Origin of the sequence: Kitasatospora sp. NPDC005748 (assembly GCF_040630735.1) — a bacterium.
Lineage (GTDB): Bacteria > Actinomycetota > Actinomycetes > Streptomycetales > Streptomycetaceae > Kitasatospora.
In genome coordinates this window covers 26376-42469 of record NZ_JBEXYD010000067.1, presented here as the reverse complement: position 1 = coordinate 42469, position 16094 = coordinate 26376, and the positions used below count along the sequence as shown (strand labels likewise).

At 74.6% G+C, this 16094-nt stretch carries 14 protein-coding genes; 12 read left to right on the top strand and 2 right to left on the bottom strand.

Annotation, left to right across the window (positions count from 1 at the left end; translation table 11 throughout):
- The first annotated feature begins 174 nt into the window (after positions 1 to 174).
- Positions 175 to 666, top strand: coding sequence for an SRPBCC family protein (locus ABZ495_RS31535; RefSeq protein ID WP_359839276.1), 492 nt, complete (start codon positions 175 to 177; stop codon positions 664 to 666).
- 3 nt (positions 667 to 669) lie between these two features.
- Here ABZ495_RS31535 and ABZ495_RS31530 read toward each other — a convergent pair whose 3' ends face one another.
- Positions 670 to 1284, bottom strand: coding sequence for an antibiotic biosynthesis monooxygenase (locus tag ABZ495_RS31530; RefSeq protein WP_359809949.1), 615 nt, complete (start codon positions 1282 to 1284; stop codon positions 670 to 672).
- 211 nt (positions 1285 to 1495) lie between these two features.
- On the opposite strand from ABZ495_RS31530, the gene ABZ495_RS31525 reads away from it, so the two are divergent.
- The 7 genes from ABZ495_RS31525 to ABZ495_RS31495 all read left to right on the top strand — a co-directional run bounded on the left by ABZ495_RS31525 (position 1496) and on the right by ABZ495_RS31495 (position 10483).
- A complete protein-coding gene (locus ABZ495_RS31525) occupies positions 1496 to 2704 on the top strand; it encodes an aminotransferase class I/II-fold pyridoxal phosphate-dependent enzyme (RefSeq protein WP_359839274.1) in 1209 nt (402 codons plus the stop codon).
- Between the two features lie 111 nt (positions 2705 to 2815).
- Entirely contained in the window at positions 2816 to 4186 is a 1371-nt protein-coding gene (gene egtA / locus ABZ495_RS31520; protein ID WP_359839273.1) for an ergothioneine biosynthesis glutamate--cysteine ligase EgtA, read from the top strand.
- The gene (gene egtB / locus ABZ495_RS31515) at positions 4183 to 5601 is read left to right on the top strand and encodes an ergothioneine biosynthesis protein EgtB (protein ID WP_359839271.1); all 1419 of its coding nucleotides are present in this window, start codon (positions 4183 to 4185) and stop codon (positions 5599 to 5601) included. The genes egtA and egtB overlap by 4 nt, the downstream gene beginning before the upstream one ends.
- Positions 5601 to 6338 (top strand): ergothioneine biosynthesis protein EgtC, encoded by a 738-nt coding sequence (gene egtC, locus ABZ495_RS31510; RefSeq protein ID WP_359839269.1) that lies wholly within the window; start codon positions 5601 to 5603, stop codon positions 6336 to 6338. The genes egtB and egtC overlap by 1 nt, the downstream gene beginning before the upstream one ends.
- Positions 6339 to 6390: 52 nt before the next feature.
- Positions 6391 to 7374, top strand: coding sequence for an L-histidine N(alpha)-methyltransferase (gene egtD / locus ABZ495_RS31505; RefSeq protein WP_359809941.1), 984 nt, complete (start codon positions 6391 to 6393; stop codon positions 7372 to 7374).
- Between the two features lie 118 nt (positions 7375 to 7492).
- A complete protein-coding gene (locus ABZ495_RS31500) occupies positions 7493 to 8923 on the top strand; it encodes a sugar porter family MFS transporter (protein WP_359839267.1) in 1431 nt (476 codons plus the stop codon).
- Between the two features lie 120 nt (positions 8924 to 9043).
- Complete coding sequence (locus ABZ495_RS31495) at positions 9044 to 10483, top strand: nitric oxide synthase oxygenase (RefSeq protein ID WP_359839265.1); 1440 nt, start codon at positions 9044 to 9046, stop codon at positions 10481 to 10483.
- Here the strand turns inward: ABZ495_RS31495 and ABZ495_RS31490 are convergent.
- Positions 10426 to 11133, bottom strand: coding sequence for a TetR/AcrR family transcriptional regulator C-terminal domain-containing protein (locus ABZ495_RS31490; RefSeq protein WP_359839263.1), 708 nt, complete (start codon positions 11131 to 11133; stop codon positions 10426 to 10428). The two genes, ABZ495_RS31495 and ABZ495_RS31490, sit on opposite strands and share 58 nt — an antisense overlap.
- Positions 11134 to 11266: 133 nt before the next feature.
- Between ABZ495_RS31490 and ABZ495_RS31485 the strand changes: the two genes are divergently transcribed.
- The 4 genes from ABZ495_RS31485 to ABZ495_RS31470 all read left to right on the top strand — a co-directional run bounded on the left by ABZ495_RS31485 (position 11267) and on the right by ABZ495_RS31470 (position 16077).
- Complete coding sequence (locus ABZ495_RS31485) at positions 11267 to 12415, top strand: acyl-CoA dehydrogenase family protein (RefSeq protein WP_359809935.1); 1149 nt, start codon at positions 11267 to 11269, stop codon at positions 12413 to 12415.
- A 44-nt stretch (positions 12416 to 12459) separates the two neighbouring features.
- On the top strand, positions 12460 to 13647 hold the full coding sequence (locus tag ABZ495_RS31480) for a thiolase family protein (protein ID WP_359809933.1): 1188 nt from the start codon (positions 12460 to 12462) through the stop codon (positions 13645 to 13647).
- A 113-nt stretch (positions 13648 to 13760) separates the two neighbouring features.
- Complete coding sequence (gene fabG / locus ABZ495_RS31475; protein ID WP_329490658.1) at positions 13761 to 14519, top strand: 3-oxoacyl-ACP reductase FabG; 759 nt, start codon at positions 13761 to 13763, stop codon at positions 14517 to 14519.
- A 196-nt stretch (positions 14520 to 14715) separates the two neighbouring features.
- Positions 14716 to 16077, top strand: coding sequence for a S53 family peptidase (locus ABZ495_RS31470; RefSeq protein ID WP_359839261.1), 1362 nt, complete (start codon positions 14716 to 14718; stop codon positions 16075 to 16077).
- The last annotated feature ends 17 nt before the right edge of the window (positions 16078 to 16094 follow it).

Genomic DNA, 16094 nt, shown 5'->3' with positions numbered 1-16094 from the left:
TCGCAATCCACACCGAGCCAGAAGGCCCTCACTCATTTCAAGATCACCACGCCGTGAGCCCCGTCACCAACCTCCGTGGTCAGTACACCTAGGGCTCCCCCGGCCCCGGGGTCGGTGGAGCCGGTCACCGGAGGTCCACCCCCGGGGCCGGGCCGGAGGCCCTAGAGTTCGGCCGTGGACCTCAACCACTACCGGTTCCGCCACGTGTGGCGGCTGGCCGCGCCGCCGGCCGCGGTGTACGCCGCGCTGGAGGACGTCCCGGGCTACCCGCTCTGGTGGCCCGAGATCCGCGCGGTGCGGCGGTTCGGCCCGGACGACGGCGAGGCGGTGGTCCGGGCACTGCTGCCGTACCGGCTGGTGATCGGGCTGACCGTGGTGCGGCGCGACCCGGTGGCCGGCGGGCTGGAGGTCGCGATGCGGGGCGACCTGGTCGGCTGGTCCCGCTGGACGGTCGGGGCGGACGGCACCGGCGCCCGCGCCCTGTTCGAGGAGGACGCCCGGCCCGGGCGCCCGCTGCTCCGGCGCCTCGCCGTGCCGCTGCACCCGGTGTTCCGCGCCAACCACGCCGTCATGATGCGCCGCGGCCACCGCGGCCTGGCCGCCCACCTGGCCCGCCGGGACCCGGGCGGCCGGGCGGGCGGCACACCGGCCGACCGCCCGGCGTGACACCTAGACCCGGTCGGTGCGACCGAACAGCCAGCCGCGCAGCAGCCGGGTGACCACCGGCAGGGCCGCGTACGTCATCAGCGCGCTGATCAGCGGTGCGGTGACCAGGGCGCGGACCGCCACCGGCAGGCCGGCCAGGTGCGGGGTGAGCAGCAGCCCGGAGGTGACGGTGAGCGGCGCGATCGCCACCGTGGAGGCGACCGCCATCCGCCAGCGCACCGGCGGGCGGCCCTTCGCCGCCGACCGGGTGGTGGCGAACCAGCCCTCCATCCCGAGGATCTCGTGCCGGTGCACCTCGTGGTGGTGCCCGTCCGCCGCGGCGAAGCAGGCCGCCCGGGCCGGCGAGGCCTGCCAGGAACGGAACGCCCCGCCGTCACGGAAGTGCAGCAGCAGGTGCCAGGGGTCGTCCGGCCCGGCCGGGCGCAGCAGTCCGGTGCCGAGGTTGCCCTCGTGCCCGGCGGCCGCGGCGAGGATCCCCTTCGCCCACCGCTCGAACGCCTCCTCGTGACCGGGCTCGACCCGCCGGGCCACGAACAGCGTGACCTCGTCGTCCGGCCCGCCCCGGTCCGCCGCGGGCGCCGCCCGGCCCGCCCGTCCTCGCAGTCCCACCAGTCCCATCGGTCCCGCCCTTTCCGGGTGTCCCCGTGCGTCCCCGGTCGCAGCCGTCCCGCAGCGTACGGCCCCGCCGGGCGGCCGCGCCCCTGCCGACCGCTCCTCGGGACGCGGGCCGGTGCCGGTGGCGGCCCGCCCGCGCCCTGGTGACCGGCCCCGCCCGGGCGGTTAGCGTGGCCCGGGACCGACCCCCACCGCCGCCCGGGAGGCGCCCGCCATGACGACCCCGTCGGACGACCTCGGCCACGACCCCGGCCACGCCCCCGACCGGCTCTTCGGGCGGGCCTTCGACCGGACCGGTACCGGGAGCAGCAAGTGGGCCCGGACGGCCGGCGCGGCCGGCGTGATCGCGATGGGGCTGGCCGACATGGACCTGCCCGGCCCGCCGGCCGTCGCGGCGGCGCTGGGCCGGCGCGCGCGGCACCCGGCGTACGGGTACACGGTGTGCGACCCGGCCGGCCGGGAACTGGTGGCCCGCTGGTACCGGGACCGGCACGGGGTGGAGATCGACCCGGCGTGGGTGCTGCTGCTGCCGTTCGGACCGCGCACCGCCGTCCGGCTGCTGCTGGAGGCGGTGCGACCGACCGGGCCGGTGCTGTTCCCGGCGCCGGAGTGGGGCGGCTTCGCCCAGATCTGCCGGGCCGCCGGAGTGGCCCACCGGGAGCTGCCGCTGGCCCGGGACGCCGCCGGCTACCGGCTACCGCTGGACGCCTTCGCCGGGCACCGGGCCGGGGCGGTGCTGCTGAGCAGCCCGCACAACCCGTCCGGCCGGGTCTGGACCGCCGCGGAGGTCCGCGCCCTGGCCGAGGCGGCGGCCCGGGGCGGCGGGGTGCTGCTCTCGGACGAGGTGCACGGCGACCTCACCCATCCGGGCCACCGCCACCCGGTGGCCGTCGCGGTCGCCGGCCCCCACCGGGATCGGACCGTCACCCTCAACTCGGTCGGCAAGACCTTCAACACCTCCGGCATCCCCAGCTGCTTCGCGCTCGTGCCGGACGCGGCGCTGCGCGAGCGGCTCACCGAGGTGATGGCCGGGTACGGCCTGTGGGAGGGCGGGCTGCTGGAGCAGGTGGTGCAGGAGGCGGCGCTGCGCGACGGCGGCCCGTGGCTGGACGCGCTGCTGGACCACCTGGCCGCCGCCCGGGACCGGCTGACCGGCGTGCTCGGAGAAGCCGTCCGCTCCGCGCCGGAGGCCTCCTACCTGCTCTGGCTGGACGCCGCCGCGCTCGGCCTACCGCCCGTGGGCGCCCGGGCGGCGCTGCTGGAGCGGTGCGGCCTGGAGTCCTCCGACGGCGACGACTTCGGCCCCGGCGGCGAGGGCTCGCTGCGGCTGAACTACGCCCTGCCGGAGCCCGCGCTGGCGGCGGCCGTGGGCAGGCTGGAACGGCTCCGAAATCCCGGTATCACCCGATTGCACCGCCTCTGACCTGCGACGACCTCTCTTCACCAGATGTTTGCGGAGCGCCCCGGCATGGTCCGTAGCAGACTGGGCAGGGTAGACCGGGCCGCAATCGTGATCCCGAGGATGGTGAGTCCGGTGATACCCGTTCGCCCGACCAGCCCGACCAGCCCGACCAGCCCGACCGACCGCCAGGGCACCGATCCGCCCACCGGGAGCGTCACCCCGCTCACCGAGTCGACGGCGCGCCGCCACATGGCCGGCGTCTGCTTCAAGATCGGGCCGCCCCGGCTGGTCGGCGTGGAGGTCGAGTGGTTCGTCCACGACGACCGATGTCCGACCGGCCCCGTGCTACCGGAGCGGCTGCACGCCGCACTGGAGTCACTGCCACTGGGCGGCGCCGACGGGACGGTCCTGCCGTCCGGTGCCCGCCTCACCCTCGAACCCGGCGGACAGGTCGAGCTCAGCTCCCCGCCCGCCGACGGCATCGTCGCCTGCGTCGACGACACCCGCCGTGATCTCGCCACCCTGCGGGCCGCCTTCGCGGCCCAGGGTCTGCGGCTCACCGGCACCGGTACCGACCCCCTGGCCCGTCCCCGCACGATGGTGCTGGACCACCCCCGCTATCTCGCGATGGAACGGTTCTTCGACTCCGCCGGACCCTGGGGCCGGATCATGATGACCGGCACCGCCTCCGTGCAGGTCTGCCTGGACGCGGGGGCCGCCGACGGCCCGCACGCGCTCGACCGGCGCTGGCGCCTGACCCACCAGCTCGGTCCGGTCCTGGTCGCCGCCTTCGCCAACTCCCCCCTGCTGGACGGGAAGCCCACCGGGCACCGGTCCACCCGGCAGATCGTCTGGTCCCGGATGGATCCCACCCGCACGCTCGCCCCGGCGCCCGACCACGGCGATCCGCGCGAGGCCTGGACCAGGTACGTGCTGGACGCCGAGGTGCTCTGCATCCGGCGCCCCGAGGGCCTGCCGTGGACGGCGCCGGCCGGCCTGACCTTCCTCGACTGGCTGCGCGGCGGCGGCGAACGCCCGCCGACCCTCGCCGACCTGGACTACCACCGCACCACGCTGTTCCCGCCAGTCCGCCCGCACGGCCACCTGGAGCTGCGGATGATCGACGCCCAGCCGGGCGACGGCTGGATCGTCCCCGCGGCACTGGTGACCGCGCTGCTGGACGACCCGAAGGCCGCCGACGCGGCGCTGGCCGCGCTGGAGCCGCTGGAGAGCGCCACCGGGCCGCTCCCGCCGCGCAGCGACGCGTGGCGCCGGGCCGCCACCCTGGCGGTCGCCGATCCCGCGCTGCGCCGCGCCACCCTCGCCTGCTTCGCCGCCGCCGACGCCGCGCTGGGACGCCTGCCCGGCGCCGAGCGACTGCGCACCGCCGTCGCCGAGTTCGCCGAGCGCTACCCCGCGCGCGGCCGCTGCCCGGCCGACGACCAGCTGGACGCCCTGCGCTCCGGCACCCGACGCACTCCCCCGGAGGAGGCCGCACCATGATCGACGACGCCCGCCCGACCGGCTCCCGCACCGCCGGGGCGACCGGCCCCGGGTCTGCGCCCGCGGCCTCCCCCGCCCCGCCGGCCGGCCCGTCCCCCGAGGGCCTGCCCCCGGCGGCCCTGCGCGAGGCGATCGCCACCGAGCTGCTGGCCGCCCGGACCCGCACCGCCGCGCTGACCGACTGCGTCGAGGACCACGACCTCACCGCCCAGCACTCCCCGCTGATGTCCCCGCTGGTCTGGGACCTCGCGCACATCGGCAACCAGGAGGAGCTCTGGCTGCTGCGCAACATCGGCGGCCGGGAGCCGATGCGCCCGGAGATCGACCCGCTCTACGACGCCTTCGAGCACCCGCGCGCCGCACGCCCCAGCCTGCCGCTGCTGCCGCCGGCCGAGGCGCGCGCCTACGCGCACGAAGTCCGCGGCCGGGTGTTCGACCTGCTGGAGGCCAGCCCGCTGGAGGGCGCTCCGCTGCTCGACGCCGGCTTCGCCTTCGGCATGATCGCCCAGCACGAGCAGCAGCACGACGAGACCATGCTGGTCACCCACCAGCTGCGCCGCGGCGAGCCCGCGCTGGCCGCTCCCCCGCCGCCGCCCGCCCCGGCGGACGCGGCGGCGCTGCCCGCCGACGTGCTCGTCCCCGCGGGCCCGTTCACCATGGGGACGGACACCGAGCCGTGGGCGCTGGACAACGAGCGCCCGGCGCACCGGATCGACCTGCCGGCCTTCCGGCTGGACACCACGCCGGTCACCAACGGCGCCTATCTGCGGTTCATCGCCGACGGCGGCTACGACGACCCGCGCTGGTGGACGGCCGAGGGCTGGGAGCACCGGCAGCGGGCCGGGCTGACCGCCCCGCTGTTCTGGCACCGCGAGGGCGCCCAGTGGCTGCGCCGCCGTTTCGGCACGGTCGAGCCCGTCCCCGAGGACGAGCCGGTGCTGCACGTCAGCTGGTACGAGGCGGACGCCTACGCCCGCTGGGCGGGGCGGCGGCTACCGACCGAGGCGGAGTGGGAGAAGGCCGCCCGGCACGACCCGGCCACCGACCGCTCCCGCCGCTACCCGTGGGGCGACGGCCCGCCCGCCCCGGAGCACGCCAACCTCGGCCAGCGCCATCTGCGCCCGGCGCCGGCCGGCAGCTACCCGGCCGGCGAGTCCCCCTACGGCGTACGGCAGTTGATGGGCGACGTGTGGGAGTGGACGGCGAGTGACCTCCACCCCTACCCCGGCTTCCGGGCCTGGCCGTACCGGGAGTACTCGGAGGTCTTCTTCGGGCCCGAGTACAAGGTGCTGCGCGGCGGCTGCTTCGCGGTCGCGCCGGTGGCCTGCCGCGGCACGTTCCGCAACTGGGACTACCCGGTCCGGCGGCAGATCTTCGCCGGGTTCCGCACCGCGGCCGACGTGGCGGCCGGCTGATGTGCCGCCACCTCGCCTACCTCGGCGCCCCGGTGACGCCCGGGGAGCTGCTGGTGGAGCCGCCGTTCGGGCTCTACCGGCAGTCCTGGGCTCCCCGGGCGCAGCAGTACGGCACGGTCAACGCCGACGGCTTCGGCCTCGGCTGGTACGCGGACGGCGATCCGACCCCGGCCCGCTACCGGCGGGCGGGACCGATCTGGGCGGACGCCTCCTTCGCCGACCTCGCCCGGGTGATCCGCACCCGGGCGCTGGTGGCGGCCGTCCGCTCGGCCACCGAGGGCTGCGCGGCGGGCGAGGACGCGGCCGCGCCGTTCGCCGCCGGGCCCTGGCTGTTCAGCCACAACGGCGCGGTGGCCGGCTGGCCGGACAAGCTGGACGCGGCGGCCGGGCGGCTCTCCCCGGCCGAGCTGCTGGAGCTGCCGGCCCGGACGGACTCGGCGCTGCTCTGGGGCCTCGCGCTGCACCGGCTGCGCGCGGGCGCGGGCCTCGGCGAGGCCCTGGCCGGCGCGGTCGCGGACGTGACCGCGCACACCACCGGCCGGCTCAACCTGCTGCTGACCGACGGCCGGGCGATCGCCGCCACCGCCTGGGGCGACACGCTGCACCACCGGAGCCTGCCGGGTGCGGGCGTCCTGGTGGCCTCCGAGCCCTACGACGACCACCCGGACTGGACCGTCGTCCCGGACCGCTCGCTGCTGCTGGCCAGCCCGGACGGCGTCGTGGTCCGCCCGCTCTGAAATCTCTCTCGCTCCTCTCACCTTCACTTTTTGAACAGAGGATCCATCTGCCATGAGCATCTTTGATCTCACCCGACTGCTGCCCGCCGACCACTTCAGCACCGCGCTGCGGCACGACGTGCGCGAGGGGCTGACCGCCGATCCCAAGTGGCTGCCGCCGAAGTGGTTCTACGACGCCCGGGGCAGCGAGCTGTTCGAGGAGATCACCAGGCTGCCCGAGTACTACCCGACCCGCGCCGAACGGGCCATCCTCACCGACCGGGCCGGCGAGATCGCCGCCGCCACCCGGGCCCGCACGCTGGTGGAGCTGGGCTCGGGCTCCTCGGAGAAGACCAGGCTGCTGCTGAACGCGCTGCGCGACCTCGGCACGCTGGACAGCTACGTCCCGGTGGACGTCAGCGAGAGCGCCCTGACCGGGGCGGGCGAGGCACTGGCCCTGGACTTCCCCGGACTGTCCGTGCACGCGGTGCTCGCCGACTTCACCGCCCGGCTCGGCCTGCCGCCGGAGGGCGGGCCGCGCCTGGTCGCCTTCCTCGGCGGCACCCTCGGCAACCTGCTCCCCGCCGAGCGGGCGGTCTTCCTGCGCCGCCTGCGGGCCGCGCTCGACCCCGGTGACTTCCTGCTGCTCGGCACCGACCTGGTCAAGGACCCGCAGGTGCTGGTGGCCGCCTACGACGACGCGGCGGGGGTGACGGCGGAGTTCAACCGGAACGTGCTCAACGTGCTGAACCGGGAGCTGTCCGCCGACTTCGACCCGACCGCGTTCGAGCACGTGGCGCTCTGGGACCGGGAGCGGGAGTGGATCGAGATGCGGCTGCGCTCGCTGCAGGAGCAGACCGTGAAGATCCCCGCGCTGGACCTGCCGATCCACTTCGAGAAGGGCGAGGAGCTGCGCACCGAGGTGTCGGCCAAGTTCCGCCGGGAGCGGGTGGCCGAGGAGCTGGCGGCGGCCGGCCTGCGGCTGAGCCACTGGTGGACGGACGAGGAGGGCCGGTTCGGGCTGTCCCTGGCCTCGCCGGTGGCCGAACCGGTTTGACAGTTCACTTTACTAATAGGCAAGGGGACTTGTCGGGCATCCCACGTACAACACTTGAACATTGACGGGTTACGATCGCGGCTACCAAGCTCAGCGTTGAGTATCAGGAGTCAAGATCGTGAGCGTCACCCAGCAGCCCTCGGAGCCCGTGGCGGCGGAGGTTCGATCCTCCGACCGCCTCGGCTTCGTCGTGTTCATCACCGCCGCCGCGGCCCTCGGCGGGTTCCTGTTCGGCTACGACAGCTCCGTGATCAACGGCGCCGTCTCCGGCATCCAGGAGAAGTTCGGCGTCGGGGACGGCGTCACCGGTCTGATCGTCTCGTCCGCGCTGCTGGGCTCGGCGGTGGGCGCCGCGCTGGCCGGCCGCTTCGCCGACCGGTACGGCCGGATCAAGGTGATGAAGGCGGGCGCGCTGCTCTTCGCGGTGAGCGCGGTCGGCTCGATGCTGCCGTTCGCCGCCTGGGACCTCGCCGGCTGGCGGGTCCTCGGCGGCGCGGCCATCGGCATCGCCTCGGTGATCGCCCCGACCTACATCGCCGAGGTCGCGCCGACCCGCTACCGGGGCCGGCTGGCCTCCTTCCAGCAGGCCGCGATCGTCCTCGGCATCGCGATCTCGCAGCTGGTCAACTGGGTCCTGGCGGACGCCGCCGGCGGCGACACCCGCGGCCGGCTCCTCGGTCTGGAGGCCTGGCAGTGGATGCTCGGCATCTGCGTCGTGCCGGCCGCCGTCTACTTCGTGCTCGCCTCGATGATCCCCGAGTCCCCGCGCTACCTGATCTCGGCCGGCCGGCTGGACGAGGCCCGCACGGTGCTCACCGAGGTCGAGGGCGAGGGCGCCGACACCGACGCGCGGATCGCCGAGATCCAGGGCCTGATCGCCTCCGACCACCGGCCGCGCTTCGGCGACCTGCTCGGCGGCCGGTTCGGCCTGCTGCCGATCGTCTGGGTCGGCATCGGCCTCTCGGTCTTCCAGCAGCTGGTCGGCATCAACGTGATCTTCTACTACTCGTCGATCCTCTGGCAGTCCGTCGGCATCGACCAGAGCAACTCGCTGCTGATCAGCTTCATCGGCTCGGTCATCAACATCCTCGGCACCGTGGTCGCGATCCTGCTGGTGGACCGGATCGGCCGCAAGCCGCTCGCCCTGATCGGCTCGGCCGGGATGGCCGTCGCGCTGGCCGCCTGCGGCTGGGCGTTCTCCTCCGCCACCGGCACCGGCGACGACGTCGCCCTGCCCGACCTCCAGGGCACCGTCGCGCTGATCTCCGCCAACGCCTTCGTGCTCTTCTTCGCGATGTCCTGGGGCGTGGTGGTCTGGGTGATGCTCGGCGAGATGTTCCCCAACCGGATCCGGGCCGCCGCGCTCTCCGTCGCCGCCTCGGCGCAGTGGATCGCCAACTGGGCGATCACCGTGTCGTTCCCCTCGCTCTCGCGCTGGAACCTGTCGGCGACCTACCTGGTCTACGCGGGCTTCGCGGCCCTGTCGCTGGTCTTCGTGGCGAAGTACATGAAGGAGACCAAGGGCGTCCGCCTGGAGGACATGGGCTGATCCGACTGTCGGACCTTCGGCCCCCGCACCCTAGCGCCCTCGGCGCGGGTGCGGGGGCCGAATCGTTCACTCTCTGCGGCGGGGCGCCTACCTCCGGTACTCCTGTTCGGCAGGAGGGATGTGTCCTTGATCTTCAACCGGCTTCGCACCCGCAGCACCCGCCCGACCCGTCGCCCCGCACCGGCTCCGACGCCGGCCGCGGTGCCGGCCCCGAGCGGCGGCTGCCCGTTCGCCCACGCCCACCCGGCCGCCGAGCCGCCGCACGGGCCCGAACCCCTGCCCACCACCGTGCACGGCACCGGCGTCCGGTACCTCGTCGACCCGGGGCGCGCCGAGGCCGGGCGGACCACCCCGGGGCGGCCCACCGTGGCCGACCGCCCCACCGGCACCGATCCGTTCGCCGGTCTCCGCACCGATCCGCTCGCAGAGCCGTTCGGCGAGGCGTTCACCGGACCCTCGGCCCAGCCGCTCGCCGAGCCCTTCACCGACCCCGACGCGGCCGCCGACTTCGTCCGCCAGTTCCACCGCGAGCAGCCGGGCGCCGGCGACCCGACCGGGCGGGTGCTGGCGGTCCTGGACGAGATCGACCGCACCGGCACCTACCAGCACACCCCTGCCGAACTCGCCTACGGCGCCCGGCTCGCCTGGCGCAACGCGGCCCGCTGCATCGGCCGGCTGTACTGGCGCAGCCTGGTGGTGCGGGACCTGCGGCACCTGGCCTCGGCCGACGACATCGCCACCGAGTGCTTCGAGCACCTGCGGGTGGCCTCCAACGGCGGCCGGATCCGCCCGGTGATCTCGGTGTTCGCCCCCGACCGGCCCGGCCGCCCGGCCGCCCGCATTCTCAACCAGCAGCTGGTCCGCTACGCCGGCCGGACCACCGGGCACGGCTTCGTCGGGGACCCGGCGGGCGCGCGGCTGGCGGCCCGCGCCCGGGACCTCGGCTGGAAGTGCGGCGAGGAGCGCTTCGAGGTGCTGCCGCTCCTGGTGCAGGAGCGGCCCGGCGCCCGCCCCGAGTGGTACGAACTGCCGGACGACACCACCCCCGAGGTCGAGCTCAGCCACCCCGACCACCCGTGGTTCGCCGAGCTCGGCCTGCGCTGGTACACGGTGCCCGCGATCAGCGACATGACGCTGGAGATCGGCGGCGTGCGCTACCCCACCGCCCCGTTCAACGGCTGGTACATGGGCACCGAGATCGGCGCCCGCAACCTCGCCGACGCCGACCGGTACGACATGCTGGCGACCGTCGCCGACCGGCTCGGCCTGGACACCTCCAGCGACCGCACGCTCTGGCGCGACCGCGCGCTGGTGGAGCTCAACGTCGCGGTGCTGCACTCGTTCCAGGAGGCCGGGGTGACGATCGCCGACCACCACACCGAGTCGGAGCGGTTCCTGAAGCACATCGCCCAGGAGAAGCGGCTCGGCCGGCCCACCCCCGCCGACTGGAGCTGGATCGTGCCGCCGGTCTCCGGCGGGCTGACCCCGGTCTACCACCGCTACTACGACCCGGTGGACCCGTCGCTGCGCCCCGCCTTCGTGGCGCGCGAGCCCTGGTGAGGCCGCGGCGCCGCCCCGTCGACCGTCCGCTCGTACCGGAGCAGCAGCCCGTCGAGCAGCGCTTCGAGACCGGTCTCGAAGGCGCCCTCGTCGATCGCGCCCCGGTGTTCGGCCAGCCGGTGGGCCTCGCCGAGGTGCGGGTAGTCGGCGGCGTCGTACAGCCCGGCGTCCTCGGGGAAGCCCGCCGCGAAGGAGGCCAGCGCCGAGCCGGTGACGAAGTAGCGCATCAGCGCGCCGATCCGGGTGGCCTGCCCGCGCGGCCAGCCGGCCTCGACCAGGCAGCCGAAGACGGCGTCGGCCAGCCGCAGCGCGTTCGGGCGGCGGCCGGGGCCCTGGGCCAGCACCGGGACGATGTTGGGGTGCGCGGCCAGCGCGGCGCGGTAGGAGCGGGCCCAGTCGCGCAGCGCCCGCGGCCACGGCGCGCCGGCGGTGAACATCGACAGGTCGACCTCCCCCATCACGCTGTCCACCACCGCGTCCAGCAGCTCGTCCTTGGTCGCGACGTGGTTGTAGAGCGACGGCCCGCTGACCGACAGCTCGGTGGCCAGGCGGCGGGTGGAGAGGGCGTCCAGCCCCTCGGCGTCGATCAGCCGCAGCGCGGTGGCGACGATGAGCTCGCGGCTGAGCAGGGGTGTGCGCGGGCGGGCCATCGTCGCGGTTCCTCCGGTCGAGTGGGGTGAGGACCGATTCTGGCAGGCGCCTCTTCCCAGCGCGGCCCGGTCGGGGCTACAGTCCCGGTAAAACTTGCACCGCTAGTTTACCGGAGCCCGACGAGGTGGCGCGATGAATCTGGAGCTGACCGAGGAGCAGGCCGCCCTCCGGGACCTCGCGGCGGCCTTCACCGACCGCGAGATCGTCCCGCACGCGGCCGCCTGGGACCGGGCCGAGTCCGTCGACCGGGCGGTGATCGGCAAGCTCGCCGGCATCGGCCTGCTCGGCCTCACCATCCCCGAGGAGTACGGCGGCAGCGGCGGCGACCACCTCGCGTACTGCCTGGCCCTGGAGGAGCTGGGCCGGGGCGACTCCGCCGTGCGCGGCATCGTCTCGGTCTCGCTCGGCCTGGTCGCCAAGTCGGTGAACGGCTACGGCACCGAGGAGCAGAAGCGGCACTGGCTGCCCCGGCTCACCTCCGGCGAGTCGCTCGGCTGCTTCGCCCTCACCGAACCCGGCACCGGCTCGGACGCCGCCAACCTGACCACCCGGGCGGTCCGGGACGGCGACGACTGGCTGATCAGCGGCGCCAAGATGTTCATCACCAACGGGACGTGGGCCGATGTCGCGCTGGTCTTCGCCCGCACGGGCGGACCGGGCCACCGGGGCATCACCGCCTTCCTCGTCCCCACCGACCTGCCCGGCTTCACCCGCACCGAGATCCACGGCAAGCTCGGCCTGCGCGGCCAGGCCACCGCCGAACTCGCCTTCGACGCCGTCCGCGTCCCCGACGGGGCCCGGCTGGGCGAGCTCGGCAAGGGCTTCACGGTGGCGATGGCCGCCCTGGCCAAGGGCCGGATGTCGGTGGCGGCCGGCTGCGTCGGCATCGCCCGGGCCTGCCTGGAGGCCGCCGTCCACTACGCCGGCGAGCGCGAGCAGTTCGGCCGGCCGATCGCCTCGCACCAGCTGGTCCAGGAGCTGCTCGCCGGCATCGCCGTGGACGTCGAGGCCGCCCGGCTGCTCACCTGGAAGGTCGCCGACCACATCGAGCGCGGCCTGCCGTTCGCCACCGAGTCCTCCGTCGCCAAGCTCTACGCGAGCGAGGCCGCCGTCCGGGCCGCCAACAACGCGCTCCAGGTCTTCGGCGGCTACGGGTTCATCGACGAGTACCCGGTCGGCAAGTACCTGCGCGACGCGCGGGTGATGACCCTCTACGAGGGCACCAGCCAGATCCACAAGCTGCTCATCGGGCGTTCGCTCACCGGCGTCAACGCCTTCTGACCGCCACTCACCGGACAACCCCACCGGATAAGGAGCCCGACGACGTGCGTCCTGTCTACTTCGCCGCAGCCCGCCGCACACCCATCGGCCGGCTGCGCGGAGCGCTCGCCACGGTCCGCCCGGACGACCTCTCGGCCACCGTGCTGCGCGCCCTGCTCGCCGATGTCCCCGCCCTCGACCCGGCCCGGATCGACGACGTCTACTGGGGCGCCGCGAACCAGGCCGGCGAGGACAACCGCAACGCCGCCCGGATGGCCGTGCTGCTCGCCGGCCTGCCCGACAGCGTCCCCGGCGCCACCGTCAACCGGCTCTGCGCCTCCGGCCTGGAGGCCGTCACCCAGGCCGCCCGGGCGATCGGCTCGGGCGAGGCCGACGTGGTGCTGGCCGGCGGCTGCGAGTCGATGACCCGCGCCCCCTTCGTCCTCCCCCGGCCCGACGAGGCGCTGCCGCACCGGATCGAGACCTTCGACACCCGGCTCGGCTGGCGGCTCACCAACCCGCGGATGGCCGAGCTGCACGGCGTGCTCTCGATGGGCGAGACCGCCGAGGAGGTCGCCGCCCGCCACGGCATCACCCGGGAGCGCCAGGACGCCTTCGCGCTCCGCAGCCACCGGCTGGCCGCCGCCGCCCGCAAGGACGGCCACTTCGACGCCGAGCTGGTCCCGGTCGAGCGGCCGGACGGCGTGACCGTCCACCAGGACGAGAGCATCCGGGAGGACACCGGCCCGGAGAAGCTCGCCCGGCTGAAGCCGGCCTTCCGCCCGGGCGGCACGGTGACGGCGGGCAACGCCTCGCCGATGAACGACGGGGCGGCCGGCCTGGTGCTGGTCAGCGAGGAGGTTCTGGGCGAGCTGGGCCTGCGGCCGCTCGGCCGGTACGTGGCCGGCGCCTCGGCCGGGGTGCACCCGGACGTGATGGGCATCGGCCCGGTGCCCGCCACCCGCAAGGCGCTCGGCCGGGTCGGCTGGTCCGTCGCCGACCTGGAGGAGGCCGAGCTCAACGAGGCCTTCGCCGCGCAGGTGCTCGCCAGCGTCGACCAGTTGGGCCTCGACCCCGAGCTGGTCAACCCGACCGGCGGGGCGATCGCGCTCGGCCACCCGCTGGGCGGCTCCGGCGCGCGGATCCTCACCACCCTGCTGCACCGGATGCGCCGCAACGGCACCCGGCGCGGGCTGGCCACCATGTGTGTCGGAGTCGGCCAGGGCACCGCCGTCCTGGTCGAATCCCCCTGAGCGCCGGCCGCCGTCCCATCCTCCGAATCCAGGCCGACCGCGAGGCCGACCTCGCGGTCGCGGGCGCAGTCGCAGGCGCAGTTCCCATCGCAGTCGAAGTCGAAGGAGTTGTCGTGACCCGTTTCGCAGGAAAGGTCGCCGTCGTCACCGGTGCGGCCCAGGGCATCGGCGCGGCCACCGCGCGGCTGCTGGCCGAGGAGGGGGCCGCCGTCGCGGTGGTCGACCTGACCGCCGAGCGGGCCGCCGGCACGGTCGAGGAGATCACCGCCAAGGGCGGCACCGCGCGGGCGTACGGCTGCGACGTGGCCGACTACGACGCGGTGGAGGCGGTCTTCGCCGAGGTCGCCGGGGACTTCGGCGGGGTGCACATCCTGGTGAACAACGCCGGGATCACCCGGGACAACCTCTTCTTCAAGATGACCAGGCCCGACTGGGACGCGGTGCTGACGGTCAATCTGACCAGCGCCTACAACTGCAGCCACGTGGCGCAGAAGTACATGACCGCCCAGAAGTACGGCAAGATCGTCTCGCTCAGCTCGCGCTCGGCGCTCGGCAACCGGGGCCAGGCCAACTACGCCGCCGCCAAGGCGGGCATCCAGGGCCTGACCGCCACGCTGGCGATCGAGCTGGGTCCGTTCAACATCAACGTCAACGCCGTCGCCCCCGGCTACATCGCCACCGCGATGACCGCCGCCACCGCCGAGCGGGTCGGCGCGACGGCCGAGGACCACCAGGCGGAGGTCTCCGCCCGGACGCCGCTGCGGCGGGTCGGCCGGCCGGAGGAGATCGCCTCGGTGGTCGCCTTCCTCGCCAGCGAGGACGCCTCCTACGTCAGCGGGCAGACGCTGTACGTCAACGGTGGGGCACGCTGAGATCTCCTGACGTTTCGTCAGATGGCTGTCCCAGGTGGTGGGTTACCTTCACCTGGGACGGCCTTTACCCTTTCCGGTGGCCTGCGCGAGCATGCCGACGGGTACGGAATGACTATGGCATGATCATGCTGCTGTCGATGGGATGGCCGGACCGACCCGACCGGTCCAGGTCGGGCCCTGCGTCCCAAGGAGTCCCATGGGCAGCCCCGCCACCCTCCGCCGTGCCCTGGCCCTGCTCGCCGTCGGGGCCACCGCCCTGACGGCCGGCACGCTCGGCGTCCCGGCCGTCCACCCGGCGGCCGCCGCCGGCCTCGCGGGCGTCCACGTCCGCCCCGCCTCGACGGGCCACCTCAGCGCCGCCGGCCGGGACGCACCCCTGCCCACCTCCCAGTGCGTCAGCCAGATCGGCATCCACTGCTACTCCCCGCTCCAGTACCGGACCGCCTACAACCTCGACCCGCTGTACCGCGAGGGCATCACCGGCAAGGGCCGCACGATCGTCATCGTCGACTCCTTCGGCTCCCCGACCATCCAGCACGACCTGGAGGTCTTCGACAAGCAGTGGGGCATCCCGGACACCCAGGTCGAGGTGGTCAAGTGGGGCGACGTCCCGGTCTTCGACCCGACCAACCCCGATCACACCGGCTGGGCCGGCGAGAGCACCCTCGACGTCGAGTACGCCCACGCCGTCGCCCCCGGCGCGCACATCATCCTGGTCGAGACCGGCGTCTCCGAGACCGAGGGGACGACCGGGCTGCCCGAGATGATGGACGCCGAGAAGGCCCTCATCAAGTCCGGCCGCGCCGATGTGATCTCGCAGAGCTTCGGCGCCACCGAGAACACCTTCCCCGGCTTCGACAAGGGCGACTTCAGCTCGCTCACCGACCTGCGGTACGCCTTCCAGGAGGCCGCCGCACACGACGTGACCGTACTCGCCGCCTCCGGCGACACCGGCGCCACCGACTACCAGGCCAACGGTGAGGACCTCTACCCGGGCAGGGTCAACTCCTGGCCCTCCGCCGACCCGCTGGTCACCTCCGTCGGCGGCACCCGGCTCAGCCTGGACGACGCGGGCCGGCGGACCGCCCCCGACCAGGTCTGGCACGACAACTGGGGCGCGGGCGGCGGCGGGACCTCCGCCGTCTTCGCACGCCCCTGGTACCAGGCCGGCGTCGCCCGCGTCACCGGCAACCACCGCGGCACGCCCGACCTCAGCATGAGCGCGGCGGTCGACGGCGCGGCCTGGACGTACGAGTCCTACGACCCGGCGACGGCCGGCTGGCACATCACCGGCGGCACCAGCGAGGCGACCCCGATCTTCTCCGGCGTCGTCGCGCTCGCCGACCAGCTCGCCGGGCGCCGGCTCGGCCAGCTCAACGGGCGGCTCTACGGCCTCGCCCTGCTCCCGCAGCAGTGGAGCGGCCTGGTCGACGTGACGGCGGGCGACAACTCCTGGGACACGGTGACGGGTTACCGGGCCGCCAAGGGCTACGACCTCGCCAGCGGGCTCGGCACCATCGACGCCGCCAGGTTCGTGCACGCCCTCGCGGGCCGGTAGCGCCGGTCCGGGAGCCG

What these genes read in the sequence shown, in the direction of transcription:
- ABZ495_RS31530 (WP_359809949.1), bottom strand. Translation starts at nt 1,284, where the DNA reads ATGGGACTGGTGGGACTGCGAGGACGGGCGGGCCGGGCGGCGCCCGCG.
- ABZ495_RS31525 (WP_359839274.1), top strand. Translation starts at nt 1,496, where the DNA reads ATGACGACCCCGTCGGACGACCTCGGCCACGACCCCGGCCACGCCCCC.
- egtB (WP_359839271.1), top strand. Translation starts at nt 4,183, where the DNA reads ATGATCGACGACGCCCGCCCGACCGGCTCCCGCACCGCCGGGGCGACC.
- egtC (WP_359839269.1), top strand. Translation starts at nt 5,601, where the DNA reads ATGTGCCGCCACCTCGCCTACCTCGGCGCCCCGGTGACGCCCGGGGAG.
- egtD (WP_359809941.1), top strand. Translation starts at nt 6,391, where the DNA reads ATGAGCATCTTTGATCTCACCCGACTGCTGCCCGCCGACCACTTCAGC.
- ABZ495_RS31490 (WP_359839263.1), bottom strand. Translation starts at nt 11,133, where the DNA reads ATGGCCCGCCCGCGCACACCCCTGCTCAGCCGCGAGCTCATCGTCGCC.
- ABZ495_RS31485 (WP_359809935.1), top strand. Translation starts at nt 11,267, where the DNA reads ATGAATCTGGAGCTGACCGAGGAGCAGGCCGCCCTCCGGGACCTCGCG.
- ABZ495_RS31470 (WP_359839261.1), top strand. Translation starts at nt 14,716, where the DNA reads ATGGGCAGCCCCGCCACCCTCCGCCGTGCCCTGGCCCTGCTCGCCGTC.